The following is a 26187-nucleotide window of genomic DNA, read 5'->3' as shown; positions in this document are numbered from 1 at the left end:
AGAGCCTAGCCGGTGCGGGTGCGGGGCACCGCCCGGCCGAACCGGACGGGACCCCCGGCCTCACTCGCGGAGTCGGGCGCCGAAGCGCTCCGCCGCCACGGCCACGCCGTTCTCCTTCGCGGCCGTCGCCTCGGCCGCGGTGAGCGTGCGGTCCGGCGCGCGGAAGCGCAGCGCGAAGGTCAGCGACTTCGTCCCCTCGGAGAGCCCGGTGCCGCGGTAGTCGTCGACCAGGCGGATCGCCTCGAGCAGCTCGCCCGCCCCCTCGGCGACGGCGGCGCGCACGTCAGCCGCCGCGGTGCCGACCGGCACGACGAGCGAGAGGTCCTGGGTCGCGGCGGGCAGCGCGCCCACCGGGCGGGCCACGACGACCCTCCCGGCCCGCGCGAGCAGCGGCTCCAGGTCGAGCTCGACCACGGCGACGCGGCGCGGCAGGTCGAGCTCCTCGGCGAGCGCCGGGAGCAGCTCCCCCGCGTGGCCGATGACCGCGCCGTCGAGGACGACCTCGGCGGTGCGACCCGGGTGCAGCGCGGCGTGGGCCCCCTGGCGCAGCACCAGCTCGGTGCCGGTCGCCGCGGAGACCTCGCGGACCACGTCGAGGGCGTCGCGCCAGTCGACGTCACGGCCGGCGACACCGGGCTGGCGCACGACGGCGGCACCCGTGAGCAGCGCCGCGAGGTGCCGCGGCTGCGGTGGGATGCCCGCGTTCAGCTCGGCCTCGACCTCCGCGGACGGACGCGCCCCGCCCGCAGGGAGCGCCCCGGAGCCGAACGGGCCGCCGGCGGCCGGGAGGAAGACGGAGCCGAGCTCGTAGACCGCGAGATCCGTCAGGCCGCGCGAGCGGTTGCGGGCCGCGACCTGCACGAGACCCGGCAGCAGAGAGATCCGCAGCTGGCCCGCGGTCGCGTCGAGCGGGTTGGCGAGCGTGATCTGCTCCTGCGGCTCCCCGTCGACCGAGCCGAGCCGGTCGTTGATCGAGCGCGAGAGGAACGGGTACGAGAGCACCTCGGTCAGACCCGCGGCGGCGAGCGCCTGGGCGAGGGTGCGGCGCAGCCTCTGGCCCGGGGTCAGACCGCGGCCGGGAGGCGCGACGGGCAGGATCGCCGGGATGCGGTCGTACCCGGTGATGCGGGCGACCTCCTCCGCGAGCGAGGCGCGGTCGACGAGGTCCGGGCGCCAGCTCGGCGGAGTCACCAGCAGGCCCGCTCCGCCGGCCTCGACGGAGGCGCCGATCTCGACGAGCGCGCCGCGGATCTCCTCCGGGGTGTACTCCACGCCGATGAGGCCTGCGACGTAGCCGTCCGGCAGCTCGACCGGCTCCGCCGTGCGCGGGTCGGCCAGGACCGAGCCGAGCTCGTCCGCCGTGCCGCCGGCGAGCTCCACCAGCAGCTGCACCGCCCGGGCCGCGGCGACCGAGGCCACCTCGGGGTCGACGCCGCGCTCGAAGCGCCGCGACGCCTCGCTCGGCAGCTTGTGCCGGCGAGCCGTCCGGGCGATCGAGACCGGGTCGAAGTTCGCCGCCTCGAGCAGGACGTCGGACGTGGCGTCCGAGATCTCGGTGCGCGCGCCCCCCATCACTCCGGCGAGGCCGATCGCCCCGCCGTCGTCGGCGATGACGAGGTCCTCCGCGTGCAGGCGCCGGGTCTGGCCGTCGAGCGTCTCGAGGGTCTCCCCCGGCGCGGCGCGCCGCACCACGATGCCGCCCTGCAGGGTCGCCAGGTCGTAGCCGTGCAGCGGCTGGCCCAGCTCGAACATCACGTAGTTGGTGATGTCCACGACGAGCGAGATCGAGCGGACGCCGGCCAGGCGCAGTCGCGCGAGCATCCACGGCGGCGTCGGTCGCGAGACGTCGACGCCCCGGACGACGCGCGTGACGAACACGGAGGCGCCGACACGGCCGCGGATCGGCGCCTCGTCGGCCACGGACACGGGGAAGACGGGCGCCGTCTCCGTGCGCTCGTGCGGAGGGAGCGCCCGAGCGGGGTCGCGGAAGGCGGCTCCGGTGGCGTGGGCGTACTCGCGGGCGATGCCGCGGATCGAGAAGGCGTAGCCGCGGTCGGGCGTCACGTTGACCTCGACCGCGGCGTCGTCGAGACCGAGGAGCGCGACGGCGTCCGTGCCCGGCTCCGGGTCGAGCCCGAGCGAGGCGAGGCGGAGGATGCCCTCGTGGTCGTCCCCGAGGCCGAGCTCGCGGCTCGAGGCGATCATCCCGTCGGACACGTGCCCGTAGGTCTTCCGCGCGGAGATCGGGAACGGCCCGGGCAGGACCGCACCCGGCAGGGACACGACGACCTTGTCGCCGGCCGCGAAGTTGTGGGCTCCGCAGACGATGCCGCGGACGTCCTCTCCGCCGTCGGCGGCCCGCCCGCCCTCCGGAGCCACGCGGACGTGGCACCAGTTGATGGTCTTGCCGTTCTTCTGCGGCTCCGGAGCGAGGTCGAGCACCTCGCCGACGACGACAGGGCCGGTCACCTCGAAGCGGTGGACGTCCTCCTCCTCCAGGCCGACCGACACCAGGGCCGCGTGCACGGACTCCGTCGTGACGTCCTGCTCGAGGTCGACGTACTCCCCCAGCCAGCTCAGCGGGATGCGCATCAGATCACCATCCCGTACTGCTCGCTGAAGCGGACGTCGCCCTCGACCATGTCGCGCATGTCCTTCACGTCGTTGCGGAACATCAGGGTCCGCTCGATCCCCATGCCGAAGGCGAACCCGGAGTACTCCTCCGGGTCGATCCCGGCCGCGCGCAGCACGTTCGGATTCACCATGCCGCAGCCGCCCCACTCGATCCAGCGGGCACCGCCGACGAAGGTCGGGTGCCAGACGTCCAGCTCGGCGCTGGGCTCGGTGAAGGGGAAGTAGTTCGGGCGCAGGCGGATGCGCGCGTCGTCGCCGAAGAGGATCCGCGCGACGTGCTCGAGGGTGCCGCGCAGGTGCGCCATGGTCAGGCCGCGGTCGACGGCGAGGCCCTCGAACTGCGTGAACACGGGCGTGTGCGTCGCGTCGAGCTCGTCGGTGCGGTACACCCGTCCGGGAGCGATCACGTAGAGCGGCAGCGGGCGCTCGAGCATCGAGCGGATCTGCACCGGCGAGGTGTGCGTGCGCAGCACCAGGTGCGAGTCGACGGGGTCGACGAAGAAGGTGTCCTGCATGGCTCGGGCCGGGTGGTCCTCGTCGAAGTTCAGGGCGTCGAAGTTGAACCACTCGTTCTCGAGCTCCGGCCCCTCCGCGATCTCCCAGCCCATCCCGACGAACACGTCGGCGATCGACTCCTGGAGCAGCGAGAGGGGGTGGCGGGCGCCGCGGCGCACGAAGCTGGCACCGGCGGTGACGTCCACGCGCTCGGCCTCGAGCGCGGCCGCGTCCTCGGCCTCGACGAGCTCGGCCTCGCGGGCGGCGTAGGCGTCGCCCACCTGCTTGCGGGCACCGCCGACGAGCTTGCCGGACGCCGCCTTGTGCTCGGGCGGGACGGAGCGCATCCGCGCGTTGAGGCGGGCGAGGGCGGACCCCTCGCCGAGGTGGGCGGCTCGGGCGGACTTCAGAGCGGCGGAGTCGCCCGCCGCGCCGATGGCGGCGAGGGCGTCGGCGACCGCCGCGGAGACGGCCTCATCGGTGATCGGGTTGCTGTCTGACACGATCCCCCAGTGTAGGCGAGGGCCTCCGCCCCCTCCCGCCGCCCGCGCGCGGTGCTCGTCGCGCTCGCCCGCGGCCAGGCCACCGTCTGCGCCGACGGCCCTCGAAGCCCCGCCGCCGGCGCTGCTCGACCAGCAGGGGCGGGGTTCTCGCTACGCCGGGGTCGGAGGCTGCTCGACCGGCAGGAGGGGGGGCACCGCCGGGCGGGAGGACGAGAAGACGCCCGGATCGATCGCGACTCCCCGATCACCACCGCCTCCGCGTCGACGACGCCGGAGCGGAGCACCACCGCTCGATGCGCTGAGCGATCGCCGGACCCTCGAGGCGAACGGAGGAATCGCGTGCGAGCGATTCCTCCTGGCCGGACGCAGGACGCTCTGCGGAACCCGACCCCGTCAGGAAGCCGACCGCGGTGAGGATCGCCCTCGGGCGATCCTCACAGTTCAATCCTGCACAGCGATCAGCTGCGTGTCCGTCTGCGCGCGGGCTGCGGGGTGGCCGCCGATGGTGCGGCCGCCGCGTCCGCCGCTCTTCGTGCGGATCTCGATCCACTTCGCCAGCCCCGAGAGGAGGAGGCAGATGCCGATGTAGATCGCTCCGATGACGATCGCCGCCGGGATGATCGGGCTGTCGAGGCTCGACTGGTTGCCCAGGTAGCGCGCGTAGTACAGCAGCTCGTTGTAGGTGATGATCGAGCCGAGCGCCGTGTCCTTGAGGGCGACGACGAGCTGGGCGATGATCACGGGCAGCATCGAGCGGATCGCCTGGGGGAACAGGATGAGCCGCATCACGCCGGACTTGCGCAGGCCGATCGCGTAGCCCGCCTCCTTCTGTCCTCGCGGGAGGGCTTCGATGCCGGCGCGGAAGATCTCGGAGAAGACGGAGCCGTTGTAGAGGGTCAGGGCGATGACGACGGCGAGGTAGGGGCTGAGCTTGAGGCCAGCGAACGGCAGGCCGTAGTACATCAGCATCATCAGGATCAGGACGGGGATCGCCCGGAACAGCTCGATGAAGAGCGTGACGGGGACGTTGATCCAGCGCCGGTCCGAGAGCCGGCCGATCGCCAGGAGGAGGCCGAGGACGAGGCTGGCGACGCCCGCCGTGGCGAAGGCCGCGAGCGTGCGGCCGAGGGCGCCGCCGATGCTCTGCCAGACCAGCGGGTAGCCGAACGCGCGCCACTTGGAGGCGTCGAACTGGCCGGACTCCGCGAAGCGCCAGACCACGAAGCCGAGGAACGCCGCGATCAGCAGGACGACGACGACGCCGATGACGCGGTTGCGCACGACGGCCCGGGGGCCGGGGTTGTCGAAGAGGACGGAGCTCATCGGGCGACCCTCCACTTCTTCTCGAGCTGACGTTGGACGAGCGAGAGCAGGGTGACCAGGACCACGAAGACCAGGGCCACCCAGAGGACGACGATGAGGCTGTTCTCGCCGCGCTCGTTGAGGACGCGGACGATGGTGCCCGCCTCCGCGACCGAGAAGCCGGCGGCGACGGTGGTGTTCTTCAGCAGCGCGATCAGGACGCTCATGAGCGGCGGGATCACGGAGCGGAAGGCCTGGGGCAGGACGACCTGCGTCATCGTGAGGCCGAAGTCGAGGCCGATCGCGCGGGCGGCCTCGGCCTGGCCGATCGGCACGGTGTTGATGCCCGAGCGCAGCACCTCCGCGACGTAGGTCGCGGTGTAGAGGCTGAGGGCGCAGATCGCCAGGTTCGTGTAGTCCACCTGCGGCAGGTCGAGCTTGGGGTAGCCGAAGGCGAAGAAGAACATCACCAGCGTGAGCGGGGTGTTCCGGATGGTGTTCACGTACACCGTGCCGACCGCGCGGGCGATCGGGACGGGCGAGACGCGCATCGCGCCGACCACCGTGCCGATCAGCAGGGCGAACACGAGCGAGACGCTGAAGAGGATCAGGGTGTTGCCGAAGGCCGGGACGTAGACGTCGAGGTTGTTCAACAGGACATCCATGCGGCTGGCCCTTCTGTCGGAGCGGTGGTGGTGGTCGAGGAGAGGGGACCCCCGGGCGGCGGTCGGGCCGCCCGGGGCGCCTCCTAGTAGTCGTTCACCGCCGGCTGGGTGACGGTCGTGCCGGACTGGCCGAGCGTCTCGTCGTAGATGGCGCTCCAGGTCTCGCCGCCGTCGGTCAGCATGCCGTTGACGAAGTGGCGCAGGGCGTCGTCGTCCTTCGGCAGGCCGATGCCGTAGAGCTCGGTGCTGAAGGGCTCTCCGACGACCTTGAGCTCGTCGGGCTTCTGAGCGGCGTAACCGATCAGGATCGCGCCGTCGGTGGTGACGGCGTCGACGGTGCCGTCGGAGAGGGCGTCCACGCACTGCGAGTACGTGTCGAACTCCTCGGTCTTCACCTCGGGGTAGTTGGTGCGGATGTTCTGGATCGGGGTGGAGCCGGTGGCCGAGCACACGGTGGTGTCGGCGGTGAGGTCGTCCGGTCCGGTGATCGTGTCGTTGTCGGCCGCGACGAGCAGCTGCTGGCCGGTCTCGAAGTAGGGTCCGGCGAAGCCGACCTGCTCCTTGCGCTTGTCGGTGATCGAGTAGGTGCCGACGTAGTAGTCGATGTCGCCGTTCACGATCGACGCCTCGCGGTTGGCCGACGGGATCGCCTGGAACTCGATGGCGTCGGCCGCGAAGCCGAGCGAGGCGGCGGTCCACTTGGCGATCTCGATGTCGAAGCCGGAGCGCTCGCCGGTCGCCGCGTCGAGGTAGCCCAGCCCGGGCTGATCCTCCTTGACGCCGATGACGACCTTGCCGTCCGCGGTCATCGCGTCGAAGGTCGGGCTGCCCTCGAGAGTGACGTCGGAGGCGACCTCGTACGCGGAGGTCCCTCCCTCGGAGCCTCCACCGGCGCCGCCGCCGGCGGTTCCGGCGTCGCCGGAGCAGCCGGCGAGGGCGAGGGTCGCTGCCGCGAGTCCCGCGGTCATGAACATGAGCCTGGTGCGCATGATCGTCCTTCCTGGGGTTCGGCCCGCCGGAGCGGGCGATGTCGGGTCGGCTCCCGGGTCACGGGTCCGACCTGCCTGGTGGCTGCTGATCGCGCTTCTAGTGCGTGATGAGCTTGGAGAGGAAGTCCTTGGCCCGGTCGGTGCGGGGCGCGGTGAAGAACGACTCAGGGTCGGTGTCCTCGAGGATCTCGCCGTCGGCCATGAACACGACGCGATCGGCGGCCTTCCGGGCGAAGCCCATCTCGTGGGTGACGACGATCATCGTCATCCCGTCCTTGGCGAGCCCGACCATCACGTCCAGGACCTCGTTGATCATCTCGGGGTCGAGCGCCGAGGTCGGCTCGTCGAACAGCATCACCTTGGGCTTCATCGCCAGCGCCCGCGCGATCGCGACGCGCTGCTGCTGCCCGCCGGAGAGCTGGGCCGGGGTCTTGGCGGCCTGGTGGCCGACGCCGACCCGGTCGAGCAGCGCCGTGGCCTGGGCCTCCGCGTCCTTGCGGGAGAGCCCGCGGACCTTGATCGGGCCGAGGGTGACGTTCTCGAGGATCGTCTTGTGCGCGAAGAGGTTGAACGACTGGAAGACCATCCCGACGTCGGCGCGGAGCGCGGCGAGGCCCTTGCCCTCCTCCGGGAGCTTCTGACCGTCGATGGTGATGGTGCCGCCCGAGATCGTCTCGAGCCGGTTGACCGTGCGGCAGAGCGTCGACTTGCCGGATCCGGAGGGGCCGAGGACCACGACGACCTCGCCCCGGTGCACCGTCAGATCGATGTCCTTCAGAGCCTGGAAGTCGCCGTAGTGCTTCTGCACCCCGGAGAGGACGACGAGGGGTTCACCGGCGGGAGCGGCGGCGCGCTCGTCTTGCGGGGCTGTGACCATGCCGTCAGAGAAGCACACGGGGATGGGCCGGTCAAATCATGAGGGAATTCTTAACCGAAGGGTAACAACGCGCCCTGTTCTCCAGGTTCGCGGCACCCTCGGCCCGGTTCCTCTCAGGAACGCAGCGCGAAGGCGCTCTCGTACAGGCAGACGGAGGCCGCGGTCGCGAGGTTCAGCGACTCCGCCGCCCCGTAGATAGGCACCGCCACCACGCCGTCGACGAGGGCGAGCGACTCGTCCTCGAGGCCGCGCGCCTCGTTGCCGAAGACCCAGACGGTCGGCTGGGCGAGGTCCCCGCGGGCGCGGACGTCGAGCAGGTCCTCCCCCTTCACGTCGGCCGCGACGGAGCGCAGTCCCACGCCGCGGAGCCGGACCAGCACGTCGGCGAGGTCGGCGCCGACCGCGACCGGGAGGTGGAAGAGCGAGCCGGTCGTGGAGCGCACGACCTTGGGGTTGTAGAGGTCGACCGAGCGGCCGGACAGCACGACCGCGTCAGCGCCGGCTGCGTCGGCGGCACGGATGATCGTGCCGAGGTTGCCCGGATCGCGGACCTCCTCGAGCACCGCCACGAGGCGCGGCTCGGAGGCGACGACGTCCTTGAGCGACGTGGGGAACTGACGGCAGACCGCGACGAAGCCCTGCGGAGTGACGGTGTCGGCCATCGCGTCGAGGACGTCCTCGGTCACGTACTCGATCTCCACCTCCGCCTCGGCGGCCGCGGCGACGATCTCGGGGTGCCGCTCCAGAGCGGTCGGAGTCGCGAACGACTCGACGATCAGCTCCGGGCGGTACTGCAGCGCCTCGGAGAGTGCCTGCGGGCCCTCGAGGAGGAAGAGCCCCGTCTCGAGCCGGGCCGGGCGGCGGGTGAGCTTCGCCACGGAGCGGACACGGGGAGAGCGGGGGTTGTCGAGCATGCGGCGAGCCTATCGGCGCGGTGATCGCCGCCCCCGCAGACACGGCGCGGGAGGGCCCGCGAACGACGGAGGGGGCCGCGACCTCTCGGTCGCGACCCCCTCCGGGAAGCCGTGCTGACTACGCTGCGGCCTTGGGCGCCGAGGTGTCGGCGGGCAGCGCGCTCTTCGCGGTCGCGACGAGCGAGGCGAACGTGGCCGGCTCGGTGATCGCGAGGTCCGCGAGGATGCGGCGGTCGACCTGGACGCCGGCCAGGGCGAGGCCCTGGATGAAGCGGTTGTAGGTCAGGCCGTTCGCGCGGGACGCGGCGTTGATGCGCTGGATCCAGAGACGACGGAACTCGCCCTTCTTGGCGCGGCGGTCGCGGTACGAGTAGACGAGGGAGTGGGTGACCTGCTCCTTCGCCTTGCGGTAGAGGCGCGACCGCTGGCCGCGGTAGCCCGAGGCGCGCTCGAGGATGACGCGACGCTTCTTGTGGGCGTTGACGGCCCTCTTCACTCTTGCCATTGCTGTTTCTTCCTATCGATCCGTGTCGGCTGAGTAGCGACCACGCGGCGCAGCGGGCTGCGCCGGCGGTGGGCTACAGACCGAGAAGCTTCTTGGCGACCTTGGCGTCCTGCGGGGCGAGGACCTGGTCCTGGTTGAGGCGGCGCGTGCGAACGCTGGACTTGGACTCCAGGTTGTGCCGCATGCCGGCCTGCTGCTTCATGACCTTGCCGGAGCCGGTCACCTTGAAGCGCTTCTTGGCACCCGAGTGGGTCTTCATCTTGGGCATGTTCTCTCCTTGTGAACGTCACTCCGCGCTCGGCGGGGCGAAACCGGTGCCCCGCGAGCGGGGCGTCCACCGGCCCCGAGGCCGGGGCGGCGAAGTACTAGACGGACTCGGCCTCGGCCGTGTCCTCGGGGGTGTTGGCCTCGCGACGAGCGGCGCGGACCGCATTGGCCTCGGCCTTCGCCTCGGACTTGTTCTTCAGCGGGCCGATGACCATCACCATGTTGCGACCGTCGATGGTCGGGGTGGACTCGACCTGGCCGAACTCGGCGACGTCCTCCGCGAAGCGCTGGAGCAGGCGGACGCCCATCTCGGGGCGCGACTGCTCGCGACCGCGGAAGAGGATCATCGCCTTGACCTTGTCGCCGGCCTTGAGGAAGCCCTCGGCGCGCTTGCGCTTGGTCTCGTAGTCGTGCTTGTCGATCTTCAGGCGGAAACGGACCTCCTTGAGGATCGTGTTCGCCTGGTTGCGACGGGCTTCCTTGAGCTTCTGAGCCTGCTCGTACTTGAACTTCCCGTAGTCCATGATCTTGGCCACGGGCGGCTTGGAGTTGGGGGCGACCTCGACCAGGTCCAGGTCTGCGTCCTGCGCGAGTCGCAGGGCGACCTCGATCTTGACGACGCCGACCTGTTCTCCTGCGGGACCCACGAGGCGGACCTCGGGGACGCGGATACGGTCGTTGGTACGGGGATCGCTGATTGCGTTTCTCCTCTGATCTCGGTGAGTGCAGCTGCGCTGCCGGAGTCTTCTCCAGCGCACCCGAGAGAGGTGATCGTCCCGTCCACGTCGTGCCTGCAGCACGGCGCTCGCACCCTGTGACGCGGTTCCCGAGGCGGACCTCGAGAGCCGCAGCCCTGCCTCCGGTGGTCTGACGACCCTCGGGGGCGGAGTGCTTCTGACCCGGTAACCTTGTGAAGCGGTCAAGCGCGGGTGGGAGAATCTCCACTTTCGAACCGAGGACATGCCTCGGAGCCCGGACAACCATAGCAGACCGGCGGCCCGCCCGACAGACCGGATCCGGCCGCCCCTCGATCCTCTGCTCCGGCGGCCGCGCCCCTCCACCACGGACGACGAACGAAGGACCCATGGCCCAGTACGACGACGACTACACGCGACGATTCGGCGAGGACGGCGGAGCCTCCGACGTGGAGGCCGCCCGCGACATCGCGGAGGTCCCGGCGGTGGAGATCATCACCACCGCCGCCGTGCACCTGATGAGCGCGGCCGCCGTCAAGTGCGGACTCGCCGACGAGCCCGGAGCGCAGGTCGACCTCGACGAGGCGCGCAAGCTCATCAACGCGCTCGCGGGCCTGGTCACGGCCGGGGCGCCCGACATCAGCGACATGCACGCCCGGAGCCTGCGCGACGGCCTCCGCACCCTCCAGCTCGCGTTCCGCGAGGCGTCCCCCATCGCCGACCCGATCGGCAAGGGCCCGGGCGAGAAGTGGACCGGCCCGGTCACCTGATCGGGGGTCAGTGGGCGGCGGCGAGCTGCAGCGTCATCGAGTCGACGCGCTGCGCGACGGTCTCGTCGGCCGCCCACCGCTCCCCCAGGCGCGCGACGAGGGCGCCGAGCGCGTCCTGATCGAGCCCCGGGCGCAGGCTCAGGACCACCACGAGCTCGGGGCCCGCGAGGCGCTGCTCCGGGTCTCCCGCGCGCACCTCGAGCGAGGCGACCGCCCGCTCCCCCTCCGCAGCCGCGCGCAGAGCCCGGAGCACCTCCGCATCGGCGGGGGCCGGCCGCCAGTCGCCGCCCTCCGCGATCGCCCAGAGCGCCGGGCGCCGGACCGCGAACTCCCGCTCGGACGCGGGGTCGAGGACCATCACCTCGGTGCCCTCCGCGACGGCCGCCAGGGCCGCACGGCGCCCGTCGACCGGGACGGGACGGGCGGCCGGGTCCCATCGGCGCATGCTCTCGACGCCGCTGAAGACAGGGAGCACCGTGCGGCCGTCGGGTCCGGCGACCGTGACGATCGCGAGCTCCTGCGTCTTGTCCGCCCGGAGTCCCCCGACCCCCTCCGCCTCCTCGCCGAGGCGGGCGACCAGCGGGATGAGCAGGCGGGACGTGCGGATCGCGTCGACCACGGCCTCCGGGCCGCGAGTGCCACCGGCGAAGGACTCGAGCGCGGCGACCAGCGCCTCCGGGGCGCTTCCGTCGTCCTCCGGCGCTGCGCTCGGCTCGAAGTGCCGGCCCGCCCAGGGGGTGCCGGCCGAGTCGGTCAGATGCGCCGGGAGCGGGCGGGGCTCACTCGGATGCGACATCCAGGGCCTCCGCGAGCGTGAACGCGCCCGCGTACAGCGCCTTGCCGACGATCGCGCCCTCGAGCCCCTGGGGCACGAGGTCGCGCAGAGCGGCGATGTCGTCGAGGTTCGAGATGCCGCCCGAGGCGATCACGGGGCGGTGGGTGCGGGCCATGACCTGCTCGAGGAGCTCGAGGTTCGGGCCCTTGAGCGTGCCGTCCTTCGTGACGTCGGTGACGACGTAGCGGGTGCAGCCGGCCTCCTCCAGGCGGTCGAGGACCTGCCAGAGGTCGCCGCCCTCCTTGGTCCAGCCGCGCGCGGCGAGCGTGGTGCCCCGGACGTCGAGACCGATGGCGATCTGGTCGCCGTACTGCGCGATGACGCTCGCGGCCCACTCGGGGTTCTCGAGCGCCGCGGTGCCGAGGTTGATGCGCTTCGCGCCGGCGCTCAGCGCGGACTCGAGGCTGCGGTCGTCGCGGATCCCGCCGGAGAGCTCGACGTTGACGCCCTTCACCTGCCGGATGACCTTCTTCATGATGCCGTGGTTGTCGCCGCGGCCGAAGGCGGCGTCGAGGTCGACGAGGTGGATCCACTCCGCGCCCTGGTCGGCCCAGTCGCCCGCGGCGTCGATCGGGTCGCCGTAGTTGGTCTCGGTCCCGGCCTCGCCCTGCGTGAGCCGCACGGCCCTGCCGCCCGCCACGTCGATCGCGGGCAGGAGGACCAGGCCCGGGGCCTTGGTGAACTCGCTCATCGTCATCCTCAGTCTCGGAGCCGGTGCCGGCCCCTGGAGGCGCCGACCACCGGCCGATCCTAGTTCGTGCGGAGGGTGCCCAGCCAATTGGCCAGCAGCCGGAGCCCGGCGGCCCCCGACTTCTCGGGGTGGAACTGCGTGGCCGAGAGCGGCCCGTTCTCGACCGCGGCGATGAAGGGGCCTCCGTGATCGGCCCAGGTGACCGCGGGACGCGGGAACGGGGGCATCACGTCGAGCGACCACTCGCGGGCGCCGTAGGAGTGCACGAAGTAGAAGCGCTCCTCGGCGATGCCGTCGAAGAGCACCGAGCCCTCGGGAGCGGAGACGGTGTTCCAGCCCATGTGCGGGACGACCTCGGCCGGGAGGAGGTCCACCGTCCCCGGCCACTCGCCCAGGCCCTCGCTCTCGACCCCGCGCTCGACGCCGCGCTCGAAGAGCACCTGCATCCCGACGCAGATGCCCAGGACGGGGCGCCCGCCGGCGAGGCGCTTCTCGATGATCTCGCCGCCGCGGGCGCGGGTCAGCGCCGACATCACGGCGTCGAAGGCGCCGACGCCGGGCACGAGGAGGCCGTCCGCCTCCAGCGCCCGCTGCCGGTCCCCCGTCAGCTCGACGTCGGCCCCGGCGAGCTCGAGCGCCTTGACGGCGGAGTGCACGTTCCCCGAGCCGTAGTCGTAGACCACGACGGAGGGGCGGGCCGAGCTCACAGCGCGCCCTTCGTCGACGGCACGCCGGAGACGAGCGGGTCGAGGGCCTTGGCCTGACGGAAGGCGCGGGCGAACGCCTTGAACTCCGCTTCGGCGATGTGGTGCGGGTCCCTGCCGCCGAGCACCGTGACGTGCACGGTGAGGCCGGCGTTGAACGCGATCGCCTCGAAGACGTGGCGCACCATCGACCCGGTGAAGTGGCCGCCGATCAGGTGCAGCGCGAAGCCCTCCGGCTCGCCGGTGTGCACGAGGTAGGGGCGCCCCGAGATGTCGACGACGGCCTGCACGAGCGCCTCGTCGAGGGGGACGAGCGCGTCGCCGAAGCGGGAGATCCCGGCCTTGTCGCCGAGAGCCTGTCGGATGGCCGTGCCGAGCACGATGCCGATGTCCTCCGCGGTGTGGTGGATGTCGATCTCGATGTCGCCGCGGGCCCGAACGCGCAGGTCCGTGAGCGAATGCTTCGCGAACGCCGTCAGCAGGTGGTCGAAGAAGGGCACGCCGGTCTCGAGATCGGCGACGCCCGTGCCGTCGAGGTCGAGGGAGAGCTCGATGCTCGACTCGCTGGTGGCACGGCTGAGGGAGGCGGTGCGCCCGGGTGCGGCGCTCGGGGAGGTCATGCCTCCCAGTCTATTCGCGCCGCGTCACCGACCCAGGGCGGACCTCTACTCGCGCGAAAGCGCCACCGCGGGGTCGGCCGACGGTGCGGGGAGGGAGGCGAGCGCCTCGAGGAACGCGGTCGTCTCCTCCTCGGTGCCGGCGCTGACGCGGAGGTGGTTCGGGATGCCGACGTCGCGGATGAGCACGCCGCGGGCGAGCAGGCCCTCGAACACGGCGGCCGGATCCGCGACGCCGCCGAAGAGGACGAAGTTGCTGCCGGTCGTGTACGGGCGGTAGCCGAGGGCGCGCAGTCCGTCGATCATCCGGTCGCGCTGCACGATGATCTCGCCGACCATGGCGAGCATCTCGTCGGCGTGAGCGAGGGCGGCGGTCGCGGCGGCCTGGGTGAGGGCCGACAGGTGGTACGGGAGGCGGACGAGGCGGAGCGCGTCGATCACCGCGGGGTCGGCGGCGAGGTAGCCCAGGCGGACACCGGCGAAGGCGAAGGCCTTGCTCATGGTGCGGGACACGAGCAGGCGCGGTCGCCCGGGGAGGAGGCTCAGCGCGGTGGGCGCGCCCCTGCCGGCGAACTCGGCGTACGCTTCGTCGACGACGACGATGCCGTCGGTCGCGTCGTAGACCGCCTCGATCACGGCGAGGTCGAGCGGCGTCCCGGTCGGGTTGTTCGGCGCGCAGAGGAAGACGATGTCGGGCCGGGCCCGGCGCACCTGCTCCGCGGCGTACTCGGCTCCGATCTCGAACTCCGCCTCGCGCGGAGCGGGGATCCACTCCGCTCCGCTCCCCGACGCGAGGATCGAGTACATCGAGTAGGTGGGCGCGAACCCCAGCAGCGAGCGCCCGGGACCGCCGAACGCCTGAAGGACGTGCTGGAGCACCTCGTTCGATCCGTTCGCAGCCCACACGCCTTCCGCGGTGAGCCCGTGACCGAGGTAGCCGGCGAGGGAGTCGCGCAGCTCTCGGAACTCGCGGTCGGGGTACCGGTTGACGGTGCGCAGCGCCTCCGAGACCCGCCCGACGATGTCGGCGATCACATCGTCCGGGACCGGGTGGGTGTTCTCGTTGACGTTGAGGGCGACGGGCACGACCGCCTGGGGTGCGCCGTACGGGTGCTTGCCTCGGAGGTCGTCGCGGAGGGGCAGGTCGTCGAGAGTCGTCACCAGGGAATGGTAGCGAAGCGCCCGACGCGGACGACCGGGCAGCCCGGCTCAGCGAGCGGTGTCGTACTCGGCCGGGACGGCGAGGCGCTGCCCGGGCTCGACGCCCGCGCTCGAGAGCTGGTTGAGGGAGAGGATGTCGTCGACCACGTCGCGCGGGTCCGCCTGCGGGGCGAGCTCCTCGGCGAGCAACCAGAGCGACTCGCCCGCGTGGACGGTGACGTACTGGAACTCGACTGCAGCGGCGTCGCTCGACGCGACCGCTCCACCGCCGTTGAGCCCGAAGGCGAAGGCACCCGCGACGATCGGCAGGGCTCCCAGAGCGGCCACCACGGCGCGGCCGCGGCGCGTGAGGCGGAGACGGGTGCGGACGATCCGCGCCTCGCCGAACGCGTTCATCGGCTCGGAAGCGGACGGCAGGACCTCGACGGGCCGGGCCGCGGACGAGCGCTGCAGCGGGCGGGAGGTGAGCTGTGCGGTCATGGGATCGCTCCTTTCAACAGGGATTCGGAGAGGCCCTCGGCCGGGAGGGCCGCCCCGAACGCCTGTACCGAACATATCTTCGAACAGCGGAGCGGTCAAGGGACCGTTCCGGCTGATCCGCGTGCGGACTTGCGCGCGACACACTCGAACGAATGTTCCGAGTCGGGAGTTCCGGCGGATACAGTTTCGAGAGCCTGGTCGTAGTACAGCAGCGACCACCGACATTCCTTGTCGGGTCGCGACCGGGCGGGCGCGCACGCGGCGTGCGCACCGGGAAGAGGGAGCATCGTGAGCGACGCGCAGAGGGCCGGGACCCCGGCCGCCAAGACGAAGGCGGCCGCAGGCCGGCGCCGGAAGAGCCTGAGCGCCAAGCAGCTCGCGATCCTCGACGCGATCCAGCGCTCGGTGTCGAGCCGCGGCTACCCGCCGAGCATGCGCGAGATCGGCGACGCGGTCGGCCTCGCCTCGCTGTCGAGCGTCACCCACCAGCTCAACCAGCTCGAGCTCAGCGGCTACCTGCGCCGCGACCCGAACCGGCCCCGCGCCCTCGAGATCCTCATCGACGTCCCCAGCTCGACGGAGGACGACGGGTCGTTCGAGTCGACCGCGACGGTCGGCGACGCGGCGATGGTCCCCCTCGTCGGCCGGATCGCGGCGGGCGTGCCGATCATGGCCGACCAGCAGATCGACGAGGTGTTCCCGCTTCCCCGGCAGCTCGTCGGCAAGGGCGAGCTCTTCATGCTCAAGGTCGTCGGCGAGTCGATGATCGACGCCGCGATCTGCGACGGCGACTGGGTCGTGGTCCGCTCGCAGCGCACCGCCGAGAACGGCGAGATCGTGGCGGCCATGCTCGACGGCGAGGCCACCGTCAAGGTGCTGCGCCAGCGCGACGGCCACACCTGGCTGCTGCCCCGCAACTCCAACTTCGAGCCGATCCTCGGCGACGAGGCAGAGGTGCTCGGGAAGATCGTGGCGGTCCTGCGCTCGGTCTGACACCGGGCGTGCAGGAGGGGCCCGACCGGCGTGCAGCCGGCCGGGCCCCTCCTGCGTTCGACGGGCACCGGCGATCGGGGCGCGCGCCCCTCCGTCGCGGTCACGGGAAGGCGGAGGAGGGCCGCCGAAACCCCGTCGCCGAACCCTCCGGCCGCCGCCGGTCGGTGGTGCGGGTCGCCGCACCCCCTCCCGGATGCGCCGAGCGCCCGCCTCCCTGACGGGGAGACGGGCGCTCGGGTGGTGGCGATCAGGCCTGGACGGCCGCGCGCGGAACCGCGAACTCGGTGAGCGAGCCCGCCAGATCGGCGTGCACGAGGGCGACCACGTGGGTGCCGCCCTCGACGTACTGCGTCGACAGGATCCGGCCGCTGCGGTGCAGATGCGAGATCACGTCGCCACGGTCGTACGGCACGAGCAGGTCGATCTCGACGTCCGGCTCGGGCAGGATCTCGGCGATCCGCGCCTCCAGCTCGTCGATGCCCTCGCCGCTGCGCGCCGACACGAAGACCGCGTCGGGAGCGAGACCGCGCAGCACCAGCCGCGTGCCCTCGTCCACCAGATCGGCCTTGTTGAAGGCGATGATCTCGGGGATGCTGCGGGCGCCCACCTCGCCGATCACGTCGCGCACGGTGGCGATCTGCCCGGCCGGATCGGGGTGGGAGGCGTCCACGACGTGGACGATCACATCGGAGTCCGCGACCTCCTCGAGCGTCGACCGGAAGGCCTCGACGAGCTGGTGCGGAAGCGCTCGCACGAAGCCGACCGTGTCGGCGAGCGTGTAGAGGCGCCCGTCCTTCGTCTGGGCCTTGCGAACGGTGGCGTCGAGGGTCGCGAAGAGCGAGTTCTCGACGAGGACGCCCGCGTGCGTCATCCGGTTCAGCAGGCTCGACTTGCCGGCGTTCGTGTACCCCGCGATCGCCACCGAGGGGACGGCGTTGCGCTTGCGGTTCGCGCGCTTGGCCTCGCGGGCGGGCTTCATCGCCGTGATCTGCTTGCGCAGGCGCGCCATGCGGGTGTGGATGCGGCGACGATCGAGCTCGATCTTCGTCTCACCCGGACCGCGCGAGCCCATTCCGGCTCCCGCGCCCACCTGGCCGCCGGCCTGGCGGGACATGGACTCGCCCCAGCCGCGCAGTCGCGGGAGCAGGTACTCGAGCTGCGCGAGCTCGACCTGCGCCTTGCCCTCACGGCTCTTCGCGTGCTGGCTGAAGATGTCGAGGATCACCGCGGTGCGGTCGATCACCTTGACCTTCACCACGTCCTCCAGCGCACGCCGCTGGCTCGGTGCGAGCTCGGTGTCGGCGACGACCGTGTCCGCGCCGAGGGCCGCGACGAGCCCCGCGAGCTCCTGGGCCTTGCCCTTGCCGAGGTAGGTGCTCGGATCGGGGTGCGGGCGGCGCTGGAGCAGGCCGTCGAGGACCGTCGCTCCCGCCGTCTCCGCGAGCGCGGCGAGCTCGTGCAACGAGTTCTCCGCGTCCTCCAGCGAATTCTGCGAGTACACGCCGATGAGCACGACGTTCTCCAGGCGCAGCTGGCGGTACTCGACCTCCGTGACGTCCTCGAGCTCGGTCGAGAGGCCGGCGACGCGTCGCAGCGCCTGCCGGTCGTCGCGGTCGAACTGCTCGCCGTCGCTGTTCTCGCCCTCGTGGCCGGCGCTCTGCAGCGCCTGGGCTCCACCCGCGACGAAGCGCGAGTACCCTGCCGAACGCGACTGCGCGTTCGCCAGGACCCTCGAGACGACGTCCACGGCCTCGGTCGTGTCGGTCTCGTTCAGGTCTTCCGTCATCCGGATAACACTAACTCCTCAGGTCTTGATAGGTTCACTTCTCATGGCCGCCGAGCACTACTTCTCGAGTACTCCCGACGGCGACCTCCGGCCCCGCAGGATCCAGGCCCGCCTGGCCGGCCGCGACCTCGAGGTCACGACGGCAGGAGGGGTGTTCAGCCCCGGTCACGTCGATCTCGGCACACGCGTCCTGCTGGACGCGGTGCCCGACGCCCCCGCTGACGGGGACCTGCTGGACCTCGGCTGCGGCTGGGGCCCGATCGCCCTCGCGCTCGCCCTCGCCTCCCCCGACGCCCGGGTGTGGGCGGTCGACGTCAACCAGCGGGCGCTCGAGCTGGTCCGTCGCAACTGCGAGGAACTCGGCGTCCTTAATGTCAACGCCGTGCTGCCCGAGGATGTTCCCGACGACGTCCGCTTCCGCACCGTGTGGTCGAACCCGCCGATCCGCATCGGCAAGGAGGAGCTGCACCTCCTGCTCGAACGCTGGCTGCCGCGGCTCGAGGAGGGCGCGGACGCCTGGCTCGTCGTGCAGCGCAACCTCGGCTCCGACTCGCTCCAGACCTGGCTGGGCGCCGCGTTCGCCGGGCGGCTCGACGTGGAGCGCGTCTCCTCGGCGAAGGGCTTCCGCGTGCTGCGGACGACCCGCCTGGCCTGACCGGGTCCTCAGTCGATCCGGATCGTCCCGGTGAAGACGAGGTCGGCCGGGCCGGAGAGCCCGACGTGCTCGCCCTCCTCCGCCGCGAACATCGTCACGCCGAGCGTGCCGCCCGGGACCTCCACGCGCCAGGCCTGCGGAGCGCGCGCTCCCGCCCAGTAGCGCACCGCCAGTGCCGCCGCCGCGGCACCCGTGCCGCAGCTCAGGGTCTCGCCGCTGCCGCGCTCGTGCACGCGCATCCGGATCCGCCCGATCCCGTCGTGGACCAGGGGCTCGCCGGGAACCACGAACTCGACGTTCGCGCCGTCCTCGAGCTCCGGGTCGAGCTGCGGGATGTAGGAGAGGTCGGCGGAGTCGAGCTCCTCGTCGATGCTGAGGGCGACGACCACGTGCGGATTGCCGAGGTCGATCCCGAGACCGGGGCGCGCGACCTTGAGCTCCTTCGCCCGCACCAGGGGCTCGCCGCCCGCCAGCTCCCAGCGGCCGAGGTCGACCTGGAACCCGGCACCGCTGCGGGTGACGTCGCGGACGCCGGCGCGGGTGCCGATCGGCAGGGTGTCGCCGGGCTCGAGCGCCGCGAGGCCGCCCGCGAGCAGGAACGCGGCGTAGACGCGGATGCCGTTGCCGCACATCTCGGCGATCGAGCCGTCGGCGTTGCGGTAATCCATGAACCACTCCGCCTCGCTCTCCTCGGCCAGAGCCGCGGCGCCCTCCGGGATCGCGCGGGAGCGGACGGCACGGATGACGCCGTCGGCGCCGACGCCGAAGTGGCGGTCGCAGATCATCGCGATCTGCGCGGGCGAGAGGTCGACCTCACCGTCCGGGTCGCTGAAGAGCACGAAGTCGTTGCCGGTGCCCTGGCCCTTGGTGAAGTGCAGCTCGATCGTCATGGCGCACAGCCTAGCGAGGAGCGGGAGCGGCGGCCTGGGCGGCGGCGTGCGCCCGCGACACCAGGTCCGGCGCGTCGTACGGGAGCCGGTGGGCGCCGGCGTAGCGCCGGAACCAGCTGTTCTGCCGACGTGCGTAGCGGCGCGTGAGCGCCTGCGTCGCCGCGATCGCCTCCTCCTCGCGGAGGACGCCGGCACGCTGGGCGAGCGCCTGGGCGTACCCGATGGCCCGCCCGGCTGTGACGCCGCGCTCCAGGCCGAGGGGGACGAGCCGCTCGACCTCGTCGAGCATCCCGGCCGCCCACATCCGCTCCACCCGCCGGTCGAGGCGCTGCACCAGCTCCTCCCGCGGAGCCTCGAGGAACAGGACAGAGGCGGGGCGCCACGGAACCGGCTCGTCGGACATCAGCGCGCTGTGCGTGCTCCCGCCGGTGAGCTCCGCGATCTCGAGCGCGCGGACGATGCGCCGGGCGTTGTGCGGACCGATCCGCTCGGCCACTCCGGCGTCGATCCGGCGCAACCGCTCGACGAGGGCGCCCAGGCCCTCCCGCTCGGCGGTCTCCTCGAGCCGGCGCCGGACGGCCGGGTCGGTGCCCGCGAACGAGAACTCGAAGACGACGCTGGAGACGTACAGACCGGAGCCTCCGACGAGGATCGGCGTCGCCCCGCGCGCCAGCACGCTCTCGATCACGCGCCGCGCCTCGCTCTGGTAGCGGGCGACCGACGCCTCCTCCGTCACGTCGAGGACGTCGAGCAGGTGGTGCGGGACGCCCCGACGCTCGTCGGCGGGCAGCTTCGCGGTGCCGATGTCCATCCCGCGGTAGAGCTGCATCGCGTCGGCGTTCACGATCTCAGCGGCGCCGCCGTCCTGCCGGATCGCCTCGGCGAGCTCGAGCGAGAGGTCGGACTTGCCCGTGCCGGTCGCGCCGACGACCGCGATGAGCTCCGGCGCGGTATCGGGGGCTCCGGTCTCAGCGCTCGCCATCGAGGGCGTCGTAGATCGGCGTCGTCAGCGTGCCGGCGTCGCGCACGCGCAGCGACGGCAGGCCCAGCGAGACCCGGGGCGCCCCGCTCCCGCCCGGGGCGGCCGGAACTCCGCAGGACTCGGTCTGCGCCCGGTCCCAGGCGTCGCCCGCGCGGGTGTGGCGGATGCGGAGCGGCGCGCCGTCGGGCGAATCCGCCAGGAGGTAGAAGGGGGCGGCACGGGTGACCCGGACGGAGACCACGTCTCCGGGACGCGGCTGCTCGGAGCCCTCGGGCACGTCGAAGTGCACCAGACGGCTGTCCTCGGCGCGTCCGCTCAGCCGGTGCGTCTCCGTGTCGCGACGGCCCTCGCCGGTCGCGACGAGGACCTCGACCTCTCGGCCGACGACTGCGCGGTTCTCCTGCTCGCTGATCGCGTCCTGCAGGGCGACGAGCCGCTCGTAACGCTCCTGGACGACCGCCTTGGGGATCTGGTCGGGCAGCGTCGCGGCCGGGGTGCCGGGCCGGATGGAGTACTGGAAGGTGAAGGCGGAGGCGAAGCGGGCCGCCTCGACCACCCGCAGGGTCTCCTGGAAGTCGGCCTCCGTCTCGCCGGGGAAGCCCACGATGATGTCGGTGCTGATCGCCGCGTGCGGGATGCGATCGCGCACCCGGTCGAGGATCCCGAGGAACTTCTCGGAGCGGTAGGAGCGGCGCATCGCCTTGAGGACGCGGTCGGAGCCGGATTGGAGCGGCATGTGCAGCTGCGGCATCACCGCCGGCGTCTCGGCCATGGCGTCGATCACGTCGTCGGTGAAGGCCGCGGGATGGGGGCTCGTGAAGCGGATCCGCTCGAGCCCGTCGATGGTGCCCGCCGCGCGGAGCAGCTTCGAGAACGCCTGGCGATCGCCGAACTCGACGCCGTAGGAGTTCACGTTCTGGCCGAGAAGGGTGACCTCGATCGCGCCGTCGTCCACGAGCGCCTGGATCTCGGCGAGCACGTCGCCGGGGCGCCGGTCCTTCTCCTTGCCGCGGAGCGAGGGGACGATGCAGAAGGTGCAGGTGTTGTTGCAGCCGACCGAGATCGAGACCCAGCCGCTGTAGGTCGAGTCGCGCTTCGTGGGGAGCGTGGAGGGGAAGACATCGAGCGATTCGAGGATCTCGAGCTGCGCCTCGTCGTTGTGGCGGGCGCGCTCGAGCAGGCTGGGGAGGGCGCCCATGTTGTGCGTGCCGAAGACCACGTCGACCCACGGGGCACGGTCGAGGATGACGTTCTTGTCCTTCTGCGCGAGACAGCCGCCGACCGCGATCTGCATCCCCTCGTGGCGGCGCTTCACCGACGCGAGGTGGCCGAGGTTGCCGTAGAGCTTGTTGTCGGCGTTCTCGCGCACCGCGCAGGTGTTGATCACGACGACGTCGGCCTCGGCTCCATCGGCGGACACGTAGCCCGCCGCCTCGAGCGAACCGCTCAGCCGCTCGGAGTCGTGCACGTTCATCTGGCACCCGAACGTACGGACCTCGTAGGTCCTCGGCCGGGTCTCGGCGACGGGCGACGGGGCGGTACCGAGCGTGCTCATGGTGTGGGATTCTACGCTCCGGTCGGACCGCTCCCGGGCCGCCGTGTCAGCGGAAGCGGACGCTCGACCCCGGCTTCCGGATCGTCTCGCGGACGACGCGCTGCACGAGTCCGCCGGCGTAGCCGCGGCGCGCGAGGAATCCCGTGAGTCGGCGCTCGGCGACCTCGTCGGAGAGCGAGCGCAGGCTCGGCAGGCGCTTGCGCGCGAGCTCGAGCGCCGTGCGGTACTCGTCGTCGCCGTCCAGCTCGTCGAGCGCTGACGCGATCGCCTCGGGGTCGATCTTCCGCGCGCGCAGCTCCTGCTGGATGGAGGAGCGGCCGAGCTTCTTGCGGTCGCGGAGCGAGACGACCAGCTGCTCCGCCATGCGGAGGTCGTCGAGGTAGCCGAAGCGCGTGAAGCGCTCGAGGATCTCGAGGGCGTCCTTCTCGGCGACGCCCTCCGTGTAAAGGCGCGCCTCGACCTCGGCGACCGAGAGGCTCTTGCGGGAGAGCCCCCGTACGATCCGATCCGCGACCTGCTCGGGATCGATCTCCTCCGGGATCTCGATCGCGTCGTCGTCGTCCTCGTCGTCCGCGTTCTCGACGAACGCCGGCGCGCGCCGGGCGACATGAGCCGAGAGCTCGGCGATCCGCTCGGAGGCCGGAGACGCGGCGCCGCCGACGGCCGAGCCTCCCGACTCTCCTCCGACCGTCCCGGGCGCACTGGTACGCGGCGTCCCGGCTCCGGACGGCTCCGGAAGCGACCCGGCCCCGTCGGCGGCCGGCGCCGCCGGAGCCCAGCCCTCGTCGCCCGCCGCACCCCGGTCGACCCAGGGCAGGAAGGCCACGGGGCGGCCCTTCGCCCCCTCCGCGGCCTTCTCCGCCACGGGCTAGGCGCCCTTGCGCACGGGCTGCTTGGTCTCGATCGCGACCGGCGCGGCCTCGACGGCCGCGTTCGGGTCGACGATCACGCCGAGCTTCACCAGGATGCGCTTCTCGATCTCAGCGGCCACATCGGCGTTGTCGATGAGGAACTGGCGCGCCTTCTCCTTGCCCTGGCCGAGCTGGTCGCCATCGTAGGTGTACCAGGCGCCCGACTTGCGGACGATCTCGTGCTCGACACCGAAGTCGATCAGGCTGCCCTCGCGGGAGATGCCGACGCCGTAGAGGATGTCGAACTCGGCCTGCTTGAAGGGCGGGGCCATCTTGTTCTTCACGACCTTGACGCGGGTGCGGTTGCCGACCGCGTCGGTGCCGTCCTTCAGCGTCTCGATGCGGCGGATGTCGAGGCGGACCGACGCGTAGAACTTGAGCGCCTTGCCGCCCGCCGTGGTCTCGGGACTTCCGAAGAAGACGCCGATCTTCTCGCGCAGCTGGTTGATGAAGATCATCGTGGTGTTCGTGGTGTTCAGTCCGCCGGTCAGCTTGCGCAGCGCCTGGGACATGAGGCGCGCCTGCAGGCCGACGTGGGAGTCGCCCATCTCGCCCTCGATCTCGGCACGCGGCACGAGGGCCGCGACGGAGTCGATCACGATGAGGTCGATCGAGCCCGAGCGCACGAGCATGTCGGCGATCTCGAGCGCCTGCTCTCCGGTGTCGGGCTGCGACACGAGGAGGGAGTCGATGTCGACGCCGAGCTTCTTGGCGTACTCGGGGTCGAGCGCGTGCTCCGCGTCGATGAAGGCGGCGATGCCGCCGTTGCGCTGCGCGTTCGCGATCGCGTGCAGCGTGAGGGTTGTCTTTCCGGAGGACTCGGGGCCGTAGATCTCGACGATGCGGCCGCGGGGGAGCCCGCCGATCCCGAGCGCGACGTCGAGCGCGATCGAACCGGTCTGGATCACCTCGACGGGAGCGCGGTCGTCGCTTCCAAGGCGCATGACGGCGCCCTTGCCGAACTGGCGGTCGATCTGGGCGAGTGCGGTCTCGAGGGACTTCTCGCGGTCGGAGGAACTGGGCATGGCCGTCTCGCTCTCGTGTTCGTGGTGGTGTCGCCTACAGGCTGTCGCGACATGCCGGTGGCTGTCGGAGTGACAGTGCCGGCCGGCTGCGACAAGGCGGTGAAGCAGGTCCGTTCAGGTGTCTCCGACGGTACGCCCGACCACCGACATCGGGGCCGAGCGAGAGCGACTCCGTGGAGACGGGGCCGTTCCTGCTTCTGTGGAGGAGCCTAGACCCGTTCGAACACGGATTCGAGCACGAGCCGTCGGCGTGTCGAACACGGCTTCGGCGACGGGAGCGTCAGCGGTGGCGCTTCCGCGGATCCACGCCGTGCCACCGGGCCTCCGGGACGTCGTTGGCGCGGCAGAGGGCGAGCCAGACCTCGCGCGGCTCCGCTCCGTCCGCGAGGGCGCGCTCGGCTGTGCGGCCCCCGAGCTCGGTCAGCACGAGGTCCGAGACCAGGACACGGGCGTAGGCGCCGCCGAACTCGTCGTCCACCAGCTGCCGGAACTCGCTCAAGCGCATGCGTCCACGGTAGCCGCTGCCCGGAGGCCGCACTCCCCCGGGAACGCCGAAGGGCGCCCGGCCGGAGCCTGGGCGCCCTTCGCGTGGAGCGGGTGCGGTGAGTGGAGGGGACGGGGGCCGACTACTGCGTGACGAGGTCCGCGTCGAAGCCGGCGACCATATCGGCCGGGATGGTGTCGGGGATGGTGTCGATGCCCTCGATGACGGCGAGACGATCGCCGACCTCGCGCATGATCACCGAGATGGGGGTGTCGAGGGCGTCGGCGACAGAGGCGAGGATCTCCGAGGAGGCCTCCTTCTGACCGCGTTCGACCTCGCTCAGGTAGCCGAGCGCAACGCTCGCCTTGCTCGCCACCTGACGGAGCGTACGACCTTTCTGCAGGCGAAAGTCCCTGAGGACATCGCCGATCTCCTGACGAACTAGAACCACTGGACCCTCCTTCTCCACGTCAACCGCATGTCGTGCACCTGCACCGCGAGCACGAGCGCCGGAGATTCCGGAGCGGGTGATCGGGGGGCTGGGACGAGAGAACCGGATAGCTGTTCACTACCCGGTTCGTATGGTGTCGACTCTAATACCGGATGACTGGACTTTGCGTGTGAGCGACACCAGTTGTAACCGGGCCGCAATGCGGCGCATTCCGATTCCCGGAGGGCCCTCGCTGGGTATCCGCCTCATGCCCCCCGGGAGATCAGCTCCGCGCCGAGGGCGAGGGCCGCGTCGACCGAGGCGGCGCGGATCGCGGCGCGGTCGCCGTCGAACCGGTGCTCACGGACGAGCTCGTCCTCGCCGAGGACGGCCGCCACGAAGACGGTGCCGACGGCCGTGTCCCCCTGCGGATCCGGACCGGCGACCCCCGTGGTCGCCAGGCCGAGCGTCGGACGCCCGTCGGCTGCGAGCCGCGAGGACGCTCCGCGCGCCATCTGCACGGCGACTCCGGGATCGACGGGACCCCGCTCGCCGAGGACGCGCGCGTCGACCCCGAGGAGCCGGTCCTTGAGGTCGGTGGCATAGCTCACCACTCCCCCGCGGTACACGGCGGAGGCGCCGGGCACCTCCACGAGGGCGGAGCTGAGCGCGCCGCCGGTGAGGGACTCCGCGACGGCGAGGTCGACACCCCGCCGCCGGAGCTCGGCGATCAGCTGCGCGGCCGTCACCGCGTCGACCGGGCGGCCCGGCTCTGGCGGGCGGCGTCGGCGAGGTAGTCGATCCCGGTGGCGACCGTGAGCACCACCGCCGCCGTCATCGTGATGCCGTTCAGCCAGTGGACCCACTCGCCGAGGACGGCCCAGAGCGGCAGCAGAGCGAGGGAGATCGCGATCGACTGCACGATCGTCTTGAGCTTGCCGCCCCGCGACGCGGGGATCACCCGGTCCGAGAGCACGGCCATCCGGAACACGGTGATGCCGATCTCGCGCACCAGGATGACGATCGTCACCCACCACGGCAGCTCCGCGAGGATCGAGAGCCCGACGAGCGCCGCGCCGGTGAGCACCTTGTCGGCGATCGGATCCAGGAGCTTGCCGAGATCGGTCACGAGGCCCCGGCTCCGGGCGATGTGCCCGTCGATGCCGTCCGTGGCGATCGCGACGATGAAGAGGAGCGCCGCGGCGATCCGGATCCCGCCGTCCTGCCCCCCGTCGGCCAGCAGGAGCCAGAAGAAGACGGGCGCCAGCAGGATCCGGACGACCGTGATCGCGTTCGGCAGGTTCCAGTTGCCCGACGCGGCCGGAGCCGGTGCGGTGGGGTGGGTCATCGTGCTCCGCCGTTCCTCGCAGTG

29 protein-coding genes are annotated in these 26187 nt (G+C 71.8%); 3 read left to right on the top strand and 26 right to left on the bottom strand.

The features are described from left to right. Positions 1-60: 60 nt before the first annotated feature. The 10 genes from pheT to infC all read right to left on the bottom strand — a co-directional run bounded on the left by pheT (position 61) and on the right by infC (position 9798). Positions 61-2592: a phenylalanine--tRNA ligase subunit beta gene (gene pheT / locus C5C50_RS02465; RefSeq protein WP_104224494.1), complete on the bottom strand. Its 2532-nt coding sequence runs from the start codon at positions 2590-2592 to the stop codon at positions 61-63. Further along, the gene (gene pheS / locus C5C50_RS02460; RefSeq protein ID WP_104272763.1) at positions 2592-3632 is read right to left on the bottom strand and encodes a phenylalanine--tRNA ligase subunit alpha; all 1041 of its coding nucleotides are present in this window, start codon (positions 3630-3632) and stop codon (positions 2592-2594) included. The genes pheT and pheS overlap by 1 nt, the downstream gene beginning before the upstream one ends. A 441-nt stretch (positions 3633-4073) precedes the next feature. After that, a complete protein-coding gene (locus C5C50_RS02455; protein WP_104224492.1) occupies positions 4074-4955 on the bottom strand; it encodes an amino acid ABC transporter permease in 882 nt (293 codons plus the stop codon). After that, the gene (locus tag C5C50_RS02450; protein WP_104224491.1) at positions 4952-5599 is read right to left on the bottom strand and encodes an amino acid ABC transporter permease; all 648 of its coding nucleotides are present in this window, start codon (positions 5597-5599) and stop codon (positions 4952-4954) included. Before C5C50_RS02450 ends, C5C50_RS02455 begins: the two co-directional genes overlap by 4 nt. Before the next feature lie 83 nt (positions 5600-5682). Further along, positions 5683-6588, bottom strand: a complete 906-nt coding sequence (locus C5C50_RS02445) for a glutamate ABC transporter substrate-binding protein (protein WP_181027238.1) — start codon at positions 6586-6588, stop codon at positions 5683-5685. 97 nt (positions 6589-6685) lie between these two features. Beyond that, on the bottom strand, positions 6686-7465 hold the full coding sequence (locus C5C50_RS02440; protein ID WP_104224489.1) for an amino acid ABC transporter ATP-binding protein: 780 nt from the start codon (positions 7463-7465) through the stop codon (positions 6686-6688). 113 nt (positions 7466-7578) lie between these two features. After that, positions 7579-8379 carry an RNA methyltransferase gene (locus C5C50_RS02435; protein ID WP_104272762.1) on the bottom strand — a complete coding sequence of 267 codons (801 nt, stop codon included), beginning with the start codon at positions 8377-8379 and terminating at the stop codon, positions 7579-7581. A 118-nt stretch (positions 8380-8497) separates the two neighbouring features. Next, positions 8498-8884, bottom strand: a complete 387-nt coding sequence (rplT, locus tag C5C50_RS02430; RefSeq protein WP_104224487.1) for a 50S ribosomal protein L20 — start codon at positions 8882-8884, stop codon at positions 8498-8500. Positions 8885-8957: 73 nt separating this feature from the next. Beyond that, a complete protein-coding gene (gene rpmI, locus C5C50_RS02425) occupies positions 8958-9152 on the bottom strand; it encodes a 50S ribosomal protein L35 (RefSeq protein ID WP_055793295.1) in 195 nt (64 codons plus the stop codon). A 97-nt stretch (positions 9153-9249) separates the two neighbouring features. Further along, positions 9250-9798: a translation initiation factor IF-3 gene (gene infC, locus C5C50_RS02420; protein WP_374952931.1), complete on the bottom strand. Its 549-nt coding sequence runs from the start codon at positions 9796-9798 to the stop codon at positions 9250-9252. A 437-nt stretch (positions 9799-10235) separates the two neighbouring features. Here infC and C5C50_RS02415 point away from each other — a divergent pair, with 437 nt between their 5' ends. Then, entirely contained in the window at positions 10236-10616 is a 381-nt protein-coding gene (locus C5C50_RS02415; protein ID WP_104313470.1) for a DUF1844 domain-containing protein, read from the top strand. A gap of 7 nt (positions 10617-10623) precedes the next feature. On the opposite strand, the gene C5C50_RS02410 is transcribed toward C5C50_RS02415, so the two are convergent. Genes C5C50_RS02410 through C5C50_RS02385 form a run of 6 tightly spaced genes read right to left on the bottom strand, consistent with a single transcriptional unit; the run spans position 10624 to position 15104 of the window. Next, a complete protein-coding gene (locus tag C5C50_RS02410) occupies positions 10624-11412 on the bottom strand; it encodes an SseB family protein (RefSeq protein ID WP_104224486.1) in 789 nt (262 codons plus the stop codon). After that, positions 11396-12142, bottom strand: a complete 747-nt coding sequence (gene priA / locus C5C50_RS02405; protein WP_104272761.1) for a bifunctional 1-(5-phosphoribosyl)-5-((5-phosphoribosylamino)methylideneamino)imidazole-4-carboxamide isomerase/phosphoribosylanthranilate isomerase PriA — start codon at positions 12140-12142, stop codon at positions 11396-11398. Before priA ends, C5C50_RS02410 begins: the two co-directional genes overlap by 17 nt. 59 nt (positions 12143-12201) lie before the next feature. Further along, positions 12202-12849, bottom strand: coding sequence for an imidazole glycerol phosphate synthase subunit HisH (gene hisH, locus C5C50_RS02400; RefSeq protein ID WP_104224485.1), 648 nt, complete (start codon positions 12847-12849; stop codon positions 12202-12204). Beyond that, entirely contained in the window at positions 12846-13466 is a 621-nt protein-coding gene (gene hisB, locus C5C50_RS02395) for an imidazoleglycerol-phosphate dehydratase HisB (RefSeq protein WP_104224484.1), read from the bottom strand. Before hisB ends, hisH begins: the two co-directional genes overlap by 4 nt. 45 nt (positions 13467-13511) lie before the next feature. Further along, positions 13512-14624 (bottom strand): histidinol-phosphate transaminase, encoded by a 1113-nt coding sequence (locus tag C5C50_RS02390; protein ID WP_181133875.1) that lies wholly within the window; start codon positions 14622-14624, stop codon positions 13512-13514. Between the two features lie 48 nt (positions 14625-14672). Next, on the bottom strand, positions 14673-15104 hold the full coding sequence (locus tag C5C50_RS02385; RefSeq protein WP_308471005.1) for a LysM peptidoglycan-binding domain-containing protein: 432 nt from the start codon (positions 15102-15104) through the stop codon (positions 14673-14675). 288 nt (positions 15105-15392) lie between these two features. On the opposite strand from C5C50_RS02385, the gene lexA reads away from it, so the two are divergent. Beyond that, on the top strand, positions 15393-16097 hold the full coding sequence (gene lexA / locus C5C50_RS02380; RefSeq protein WP_104224482.1) for a transcriptional repressor LexA: 705 nt from the start codon (positions 15393-15395) through the stop codon (positions 16095-16097). Positions 16098-16344: 247 nt separating this feature from the next. Here the strand turns inward: lexA and hflX are convergent, their stop codons facing one another. Next, positions 16345-17883 carry a GTPase HflX gene (gene hflX / locus C5C50_RS02375; RefSeq protein ID WP_104224481.1) on the bottom strand — a complete coding sequence of 513 codons (1539 nt, stop codon included), beginning with the start codon at positions 17881-17883 and terminating at the stop codon, positions 16345-16347. A 43-nt stretch (positions 17884-17926) separates the two neighbouring features. Between hflX and C5C50_RS02370 the strand changes: the two genes are divergently transcribed. Beyond that, positions 17927-18538, top strand: a complete 612-nt coding sequence (locus C5C50_RS02370) for a class I SAM-dependent methyltransferase (RefSeq protein ID WP_104224480.1) — start codon at positions 17927-17929, stop codon at positions 18536-18538. An 8-nt stretch (positions 18539-18546) separates the two neighbouring features. Here C5C50_RS02370 and dapF read toward each other — a convergent pair whose 3' ends face one another. The 9 genes from dapF to pgsA all read right to left on the bottom strand — a co-directional run bounded on the left by dapF (position 18547) and on the right by pgsA (position 26163). After that, positions 18547-19428 (bottom strand): diaminopimelate epimerase, encoded by an 882-nt coding sequence (gene dapF / locus C5C50_RS02365; protein ID WP_104272759.1) that lies wholly within the window; start codon positions 19426-19428, stop codon positions 18547-18549. Positions 19429-19438: 10 nt separating this feature from the next. Beyond that, positions 19439-20410 carry a tRNA (adenosine(37)-N6)-dimethylallyltransferase MiaA gene (gene miaA / locus C5C50_RS02360; RefSeq protein WP_104272758.1) on the bottom strand — a complete coding sequence of 324 codons (972 nt, stop codon included), beginning with the start codon at positions 20408-20410 and terminating at the stop codon, positions 19439-19441. Further along, positions 20397-21965, bottom strand: coding sequence for a tRNA (N6-isopentenyl adenosine(37)-C2)-methylthiotransferase MiaB (gene miaB, locus C5C50_RS02355; protein WP_104272757.1), 1569 nt, complete (start codon positions 21963-21965; stop codon positions 20397-20399). Before miaB ends, miaA begins: the two co-directional genes overlap by 14 nt. Positions 21966-22011: 46 nt before the next feature. Then, positions 22012-22791, bottom strand: coding sequence for a regulatory protein RecX (locus C5C50_RS02350; protein WP_146085844.1), 780 nt, complete (start codon positions 22789-22791; stop codon positions 22012-22014). A gap of 42 nt (positions 22792-22833) precedes the next feature. Beyond that, positions 22834-23901: a recombinase RecA gene (gene recA, locus C5C50_RS02345; protein ID WP_104262713.1), complete on the bottom strand. Its 1068-nt coding sequence runs from the start codon at positions 23899-23901 to the stop codon at positions 22834-22836. A gap of 280 nt (positions 23902-24181) precedes the next feature. After that, positions 24182-24406, bottom strand: coding sequence for a DUF3046 domain-containing protein (locus tag C5C50_RS02340; RefSeq protein ID WP_104224474.1), 225 nt, complete (start codon positions 24404-24406; stop codon positions 24182-24184). Between the two features lie 121 nt (positions 24407-24527). Further along, the gene (locus C5C50_RS02335) at positions 24528-24836 is read right to left on the bottom strand and encodes a helix-turn-helix domain-containing protein (RefSeq protein ID WP_068207524.1); all 309 of its coding nucleotides are present in this window, start codon (positions 24834-24836) and stop codon (positions 24528-24530) included. Positions 24837-25081: 245 nt separating this feature from the next. Beyond that, positions 25082-25564 (bottom strand): CinA family protein, encoded by a 483-nt coding sequence (locus tag C5C50_RS02330; RefSeq protein ID WP_104262712.1) that lies wholly within the window; start codon positions 25562-25564, stop codon positions 25082-25084. Continuing rightward, positions 25561-26163 carry a CDP-diacylglycerol--glycerol-3-phosphate 3-phosphatidyltransferase gene (gene pgsA, locus C5C50_RS02325; RefSeq protein ID WP_104226303.1) on the bottom strand — a complete coding sequence of 201 codons (603 nt, stop codon included), beginning with the start codon at positions 26161-26163 and terminating at the stop codon, positions 25561-25563. Before pgsA ends, C5C50_RS02330 begins: the two co-directional genes overlap by 4 nt. Positions 26164-26187 lie beyond the last annotated feature (24 nt).

It is taken from the genome of Rathayibacter sp. AY1D9 (genome assembly GCF_002932395.1).
Taxonomy (GTDB): domain Bacteria; phylum Actinomycetota; class Actinomycetes; order Actinomycetales; family Microbacteriaceae; genus Rathayibacter.
Note: the sequence above shows the minus strand (reverse complement) of the source record. Positions and strands in the feature narration are given on the sequence as shown.

Coding starts and splice junctions, on each gene's coding strand:
- pheT (WP_104224494.1), bottom strand. CDS start 2,592: ATGCGCATCCCGCTGAGCTGGCTGGGGGAGTACGTCGACCTCGAGCAG.
- C5C50_RS02455 (WP_104224492.1), bottom strand. CDS start 4,955: ATGAGCTCCGTCCTCTTCGACAACCCCGGCCCCCGGGCCGTCGTGCGC.
- C5C50_RS02450 (WP_104224491.1), bottom strand. CDS start 5,599: ATGGATGTCCTGTTGAACAACCTCGACGTCTACGTCCCGGCCTTCGGC.
- C5C50_RS02445 (WP_181027238.1), bottom strand. CDS start 6,588: ATGCGCACCAGGCTCATGTTCATGACCGCGGGACTCGCGGCAGCGACC.
- C5C50_RS02440 (WP_104224489.1), bottom strand. CDS start 7,465: ATGGTCACAGCCCCGCAAGACGAGCGCGCCGCCGCTCCCGCCGGTGAA.
- C5C50_RS02435 (WP_104272762.1), bottom strand. CDS start 8,379: ATGCTCGACAACCCCCGCTCTCCCCGTGTCCGCTCCGTGGCGAAGCTC.
- rplT (WP_104224487.1), bottom strand. CDS start 8,884: ATGGCAAGAGTGAAGAGGGCCGTCAACGCCCACAAGAAGCGTCGCGTC.
- rpmI (WP_055793295.1), bottom strand. CDS start 9,152: ATGCCCAAGATGAAGACCCACTCGGGTGCCAAGAAGCGCTTCAAGGTG.
- C5C50_RS02415 (WP_104313470.1), top strand. CDS start 10,236: ATGGCCCAGTACGACGACGACTACACGCGACGATTCGGCGAGGACGGC.
- C5C50_RS02410 (WP_104224486.1), bottom strand. CDS start 11,412: ATGTCGCATCCGAGTGAGCCCCGCCCGCTCCCGGCGCATCTGACCGAC.
- priA (WP_104272761.1), bottom strand. CDS start 12,142: ATGAGCGAGTTCACCAAGGCCCCGGGCCTGGTCCTCCTGCCCGCGATC.
- hisB (WP_104224484.1), bottom strand. CDS start 13,466: ATGACCTCCCCGAGCGCCGCACCCGGGCGCACCGCCTCCCTCAGCCGT.
- C5C50_RS02385 (WP_308471005.1), bottom strand. CDS start 15,104: ATGACCGCACAGCTCACCTCCCGCCCGCTGCAGCGCTCGTCCGCGGCC.
- hflX (WP_104224481.1), bottom strand. CDS start 17,883: ATGACGGAAGACCTGAACGAGACCGACACGACCGAGGCCGTGGACGTC.
- C5C50_RS02370 (WP_104224480.1), top strand. CDS start 17,927: ATGGCCGCCGAGCACTACTTCTCGAGTACTCCCGACGGCGACCTCCGG.
- dapF (WP_104272759.1), bottom strand. CDS start 19,428: ATGACGATCGAGCTGCACTTCACCAAGGGCCAGGGCACCGGCAACGAC.
- miaA (WP_104272758.1), bottom strand. CDS start 20,410: ATGGCGAGCGCTGAGACCGGAGCCCCCGATACCGCGCCGGAGCTCATC.
- miaB (WP_104272757.1), bottom strand. CDS start 21,965: ATGAGCACGCTCGGTACCGCCCCGTCGCCCGTCGCCGAGACCCGGCCG.
- recA (WP_104262713.1), bottom strand. CDS start 23,901: ATGCCCAGTTCCTCCGACCGCGAGAAGTCCCTCGAGACCGCACTCGCC.
- C5C50_RS02340 (WP_104224474.1), bottom strand. CDS start 24,406: ATGCGCTTGAGCGAGTTCCGGCAGCTGGTGGACGACGAGTTCGGCGGC.
- pgsA (WP_104226303.1), bottom strand. CDS start 26,163: ATGACCCACCCCACCGCACCGGCTCCGGCCGCGTCGGGCAACTGGAAC.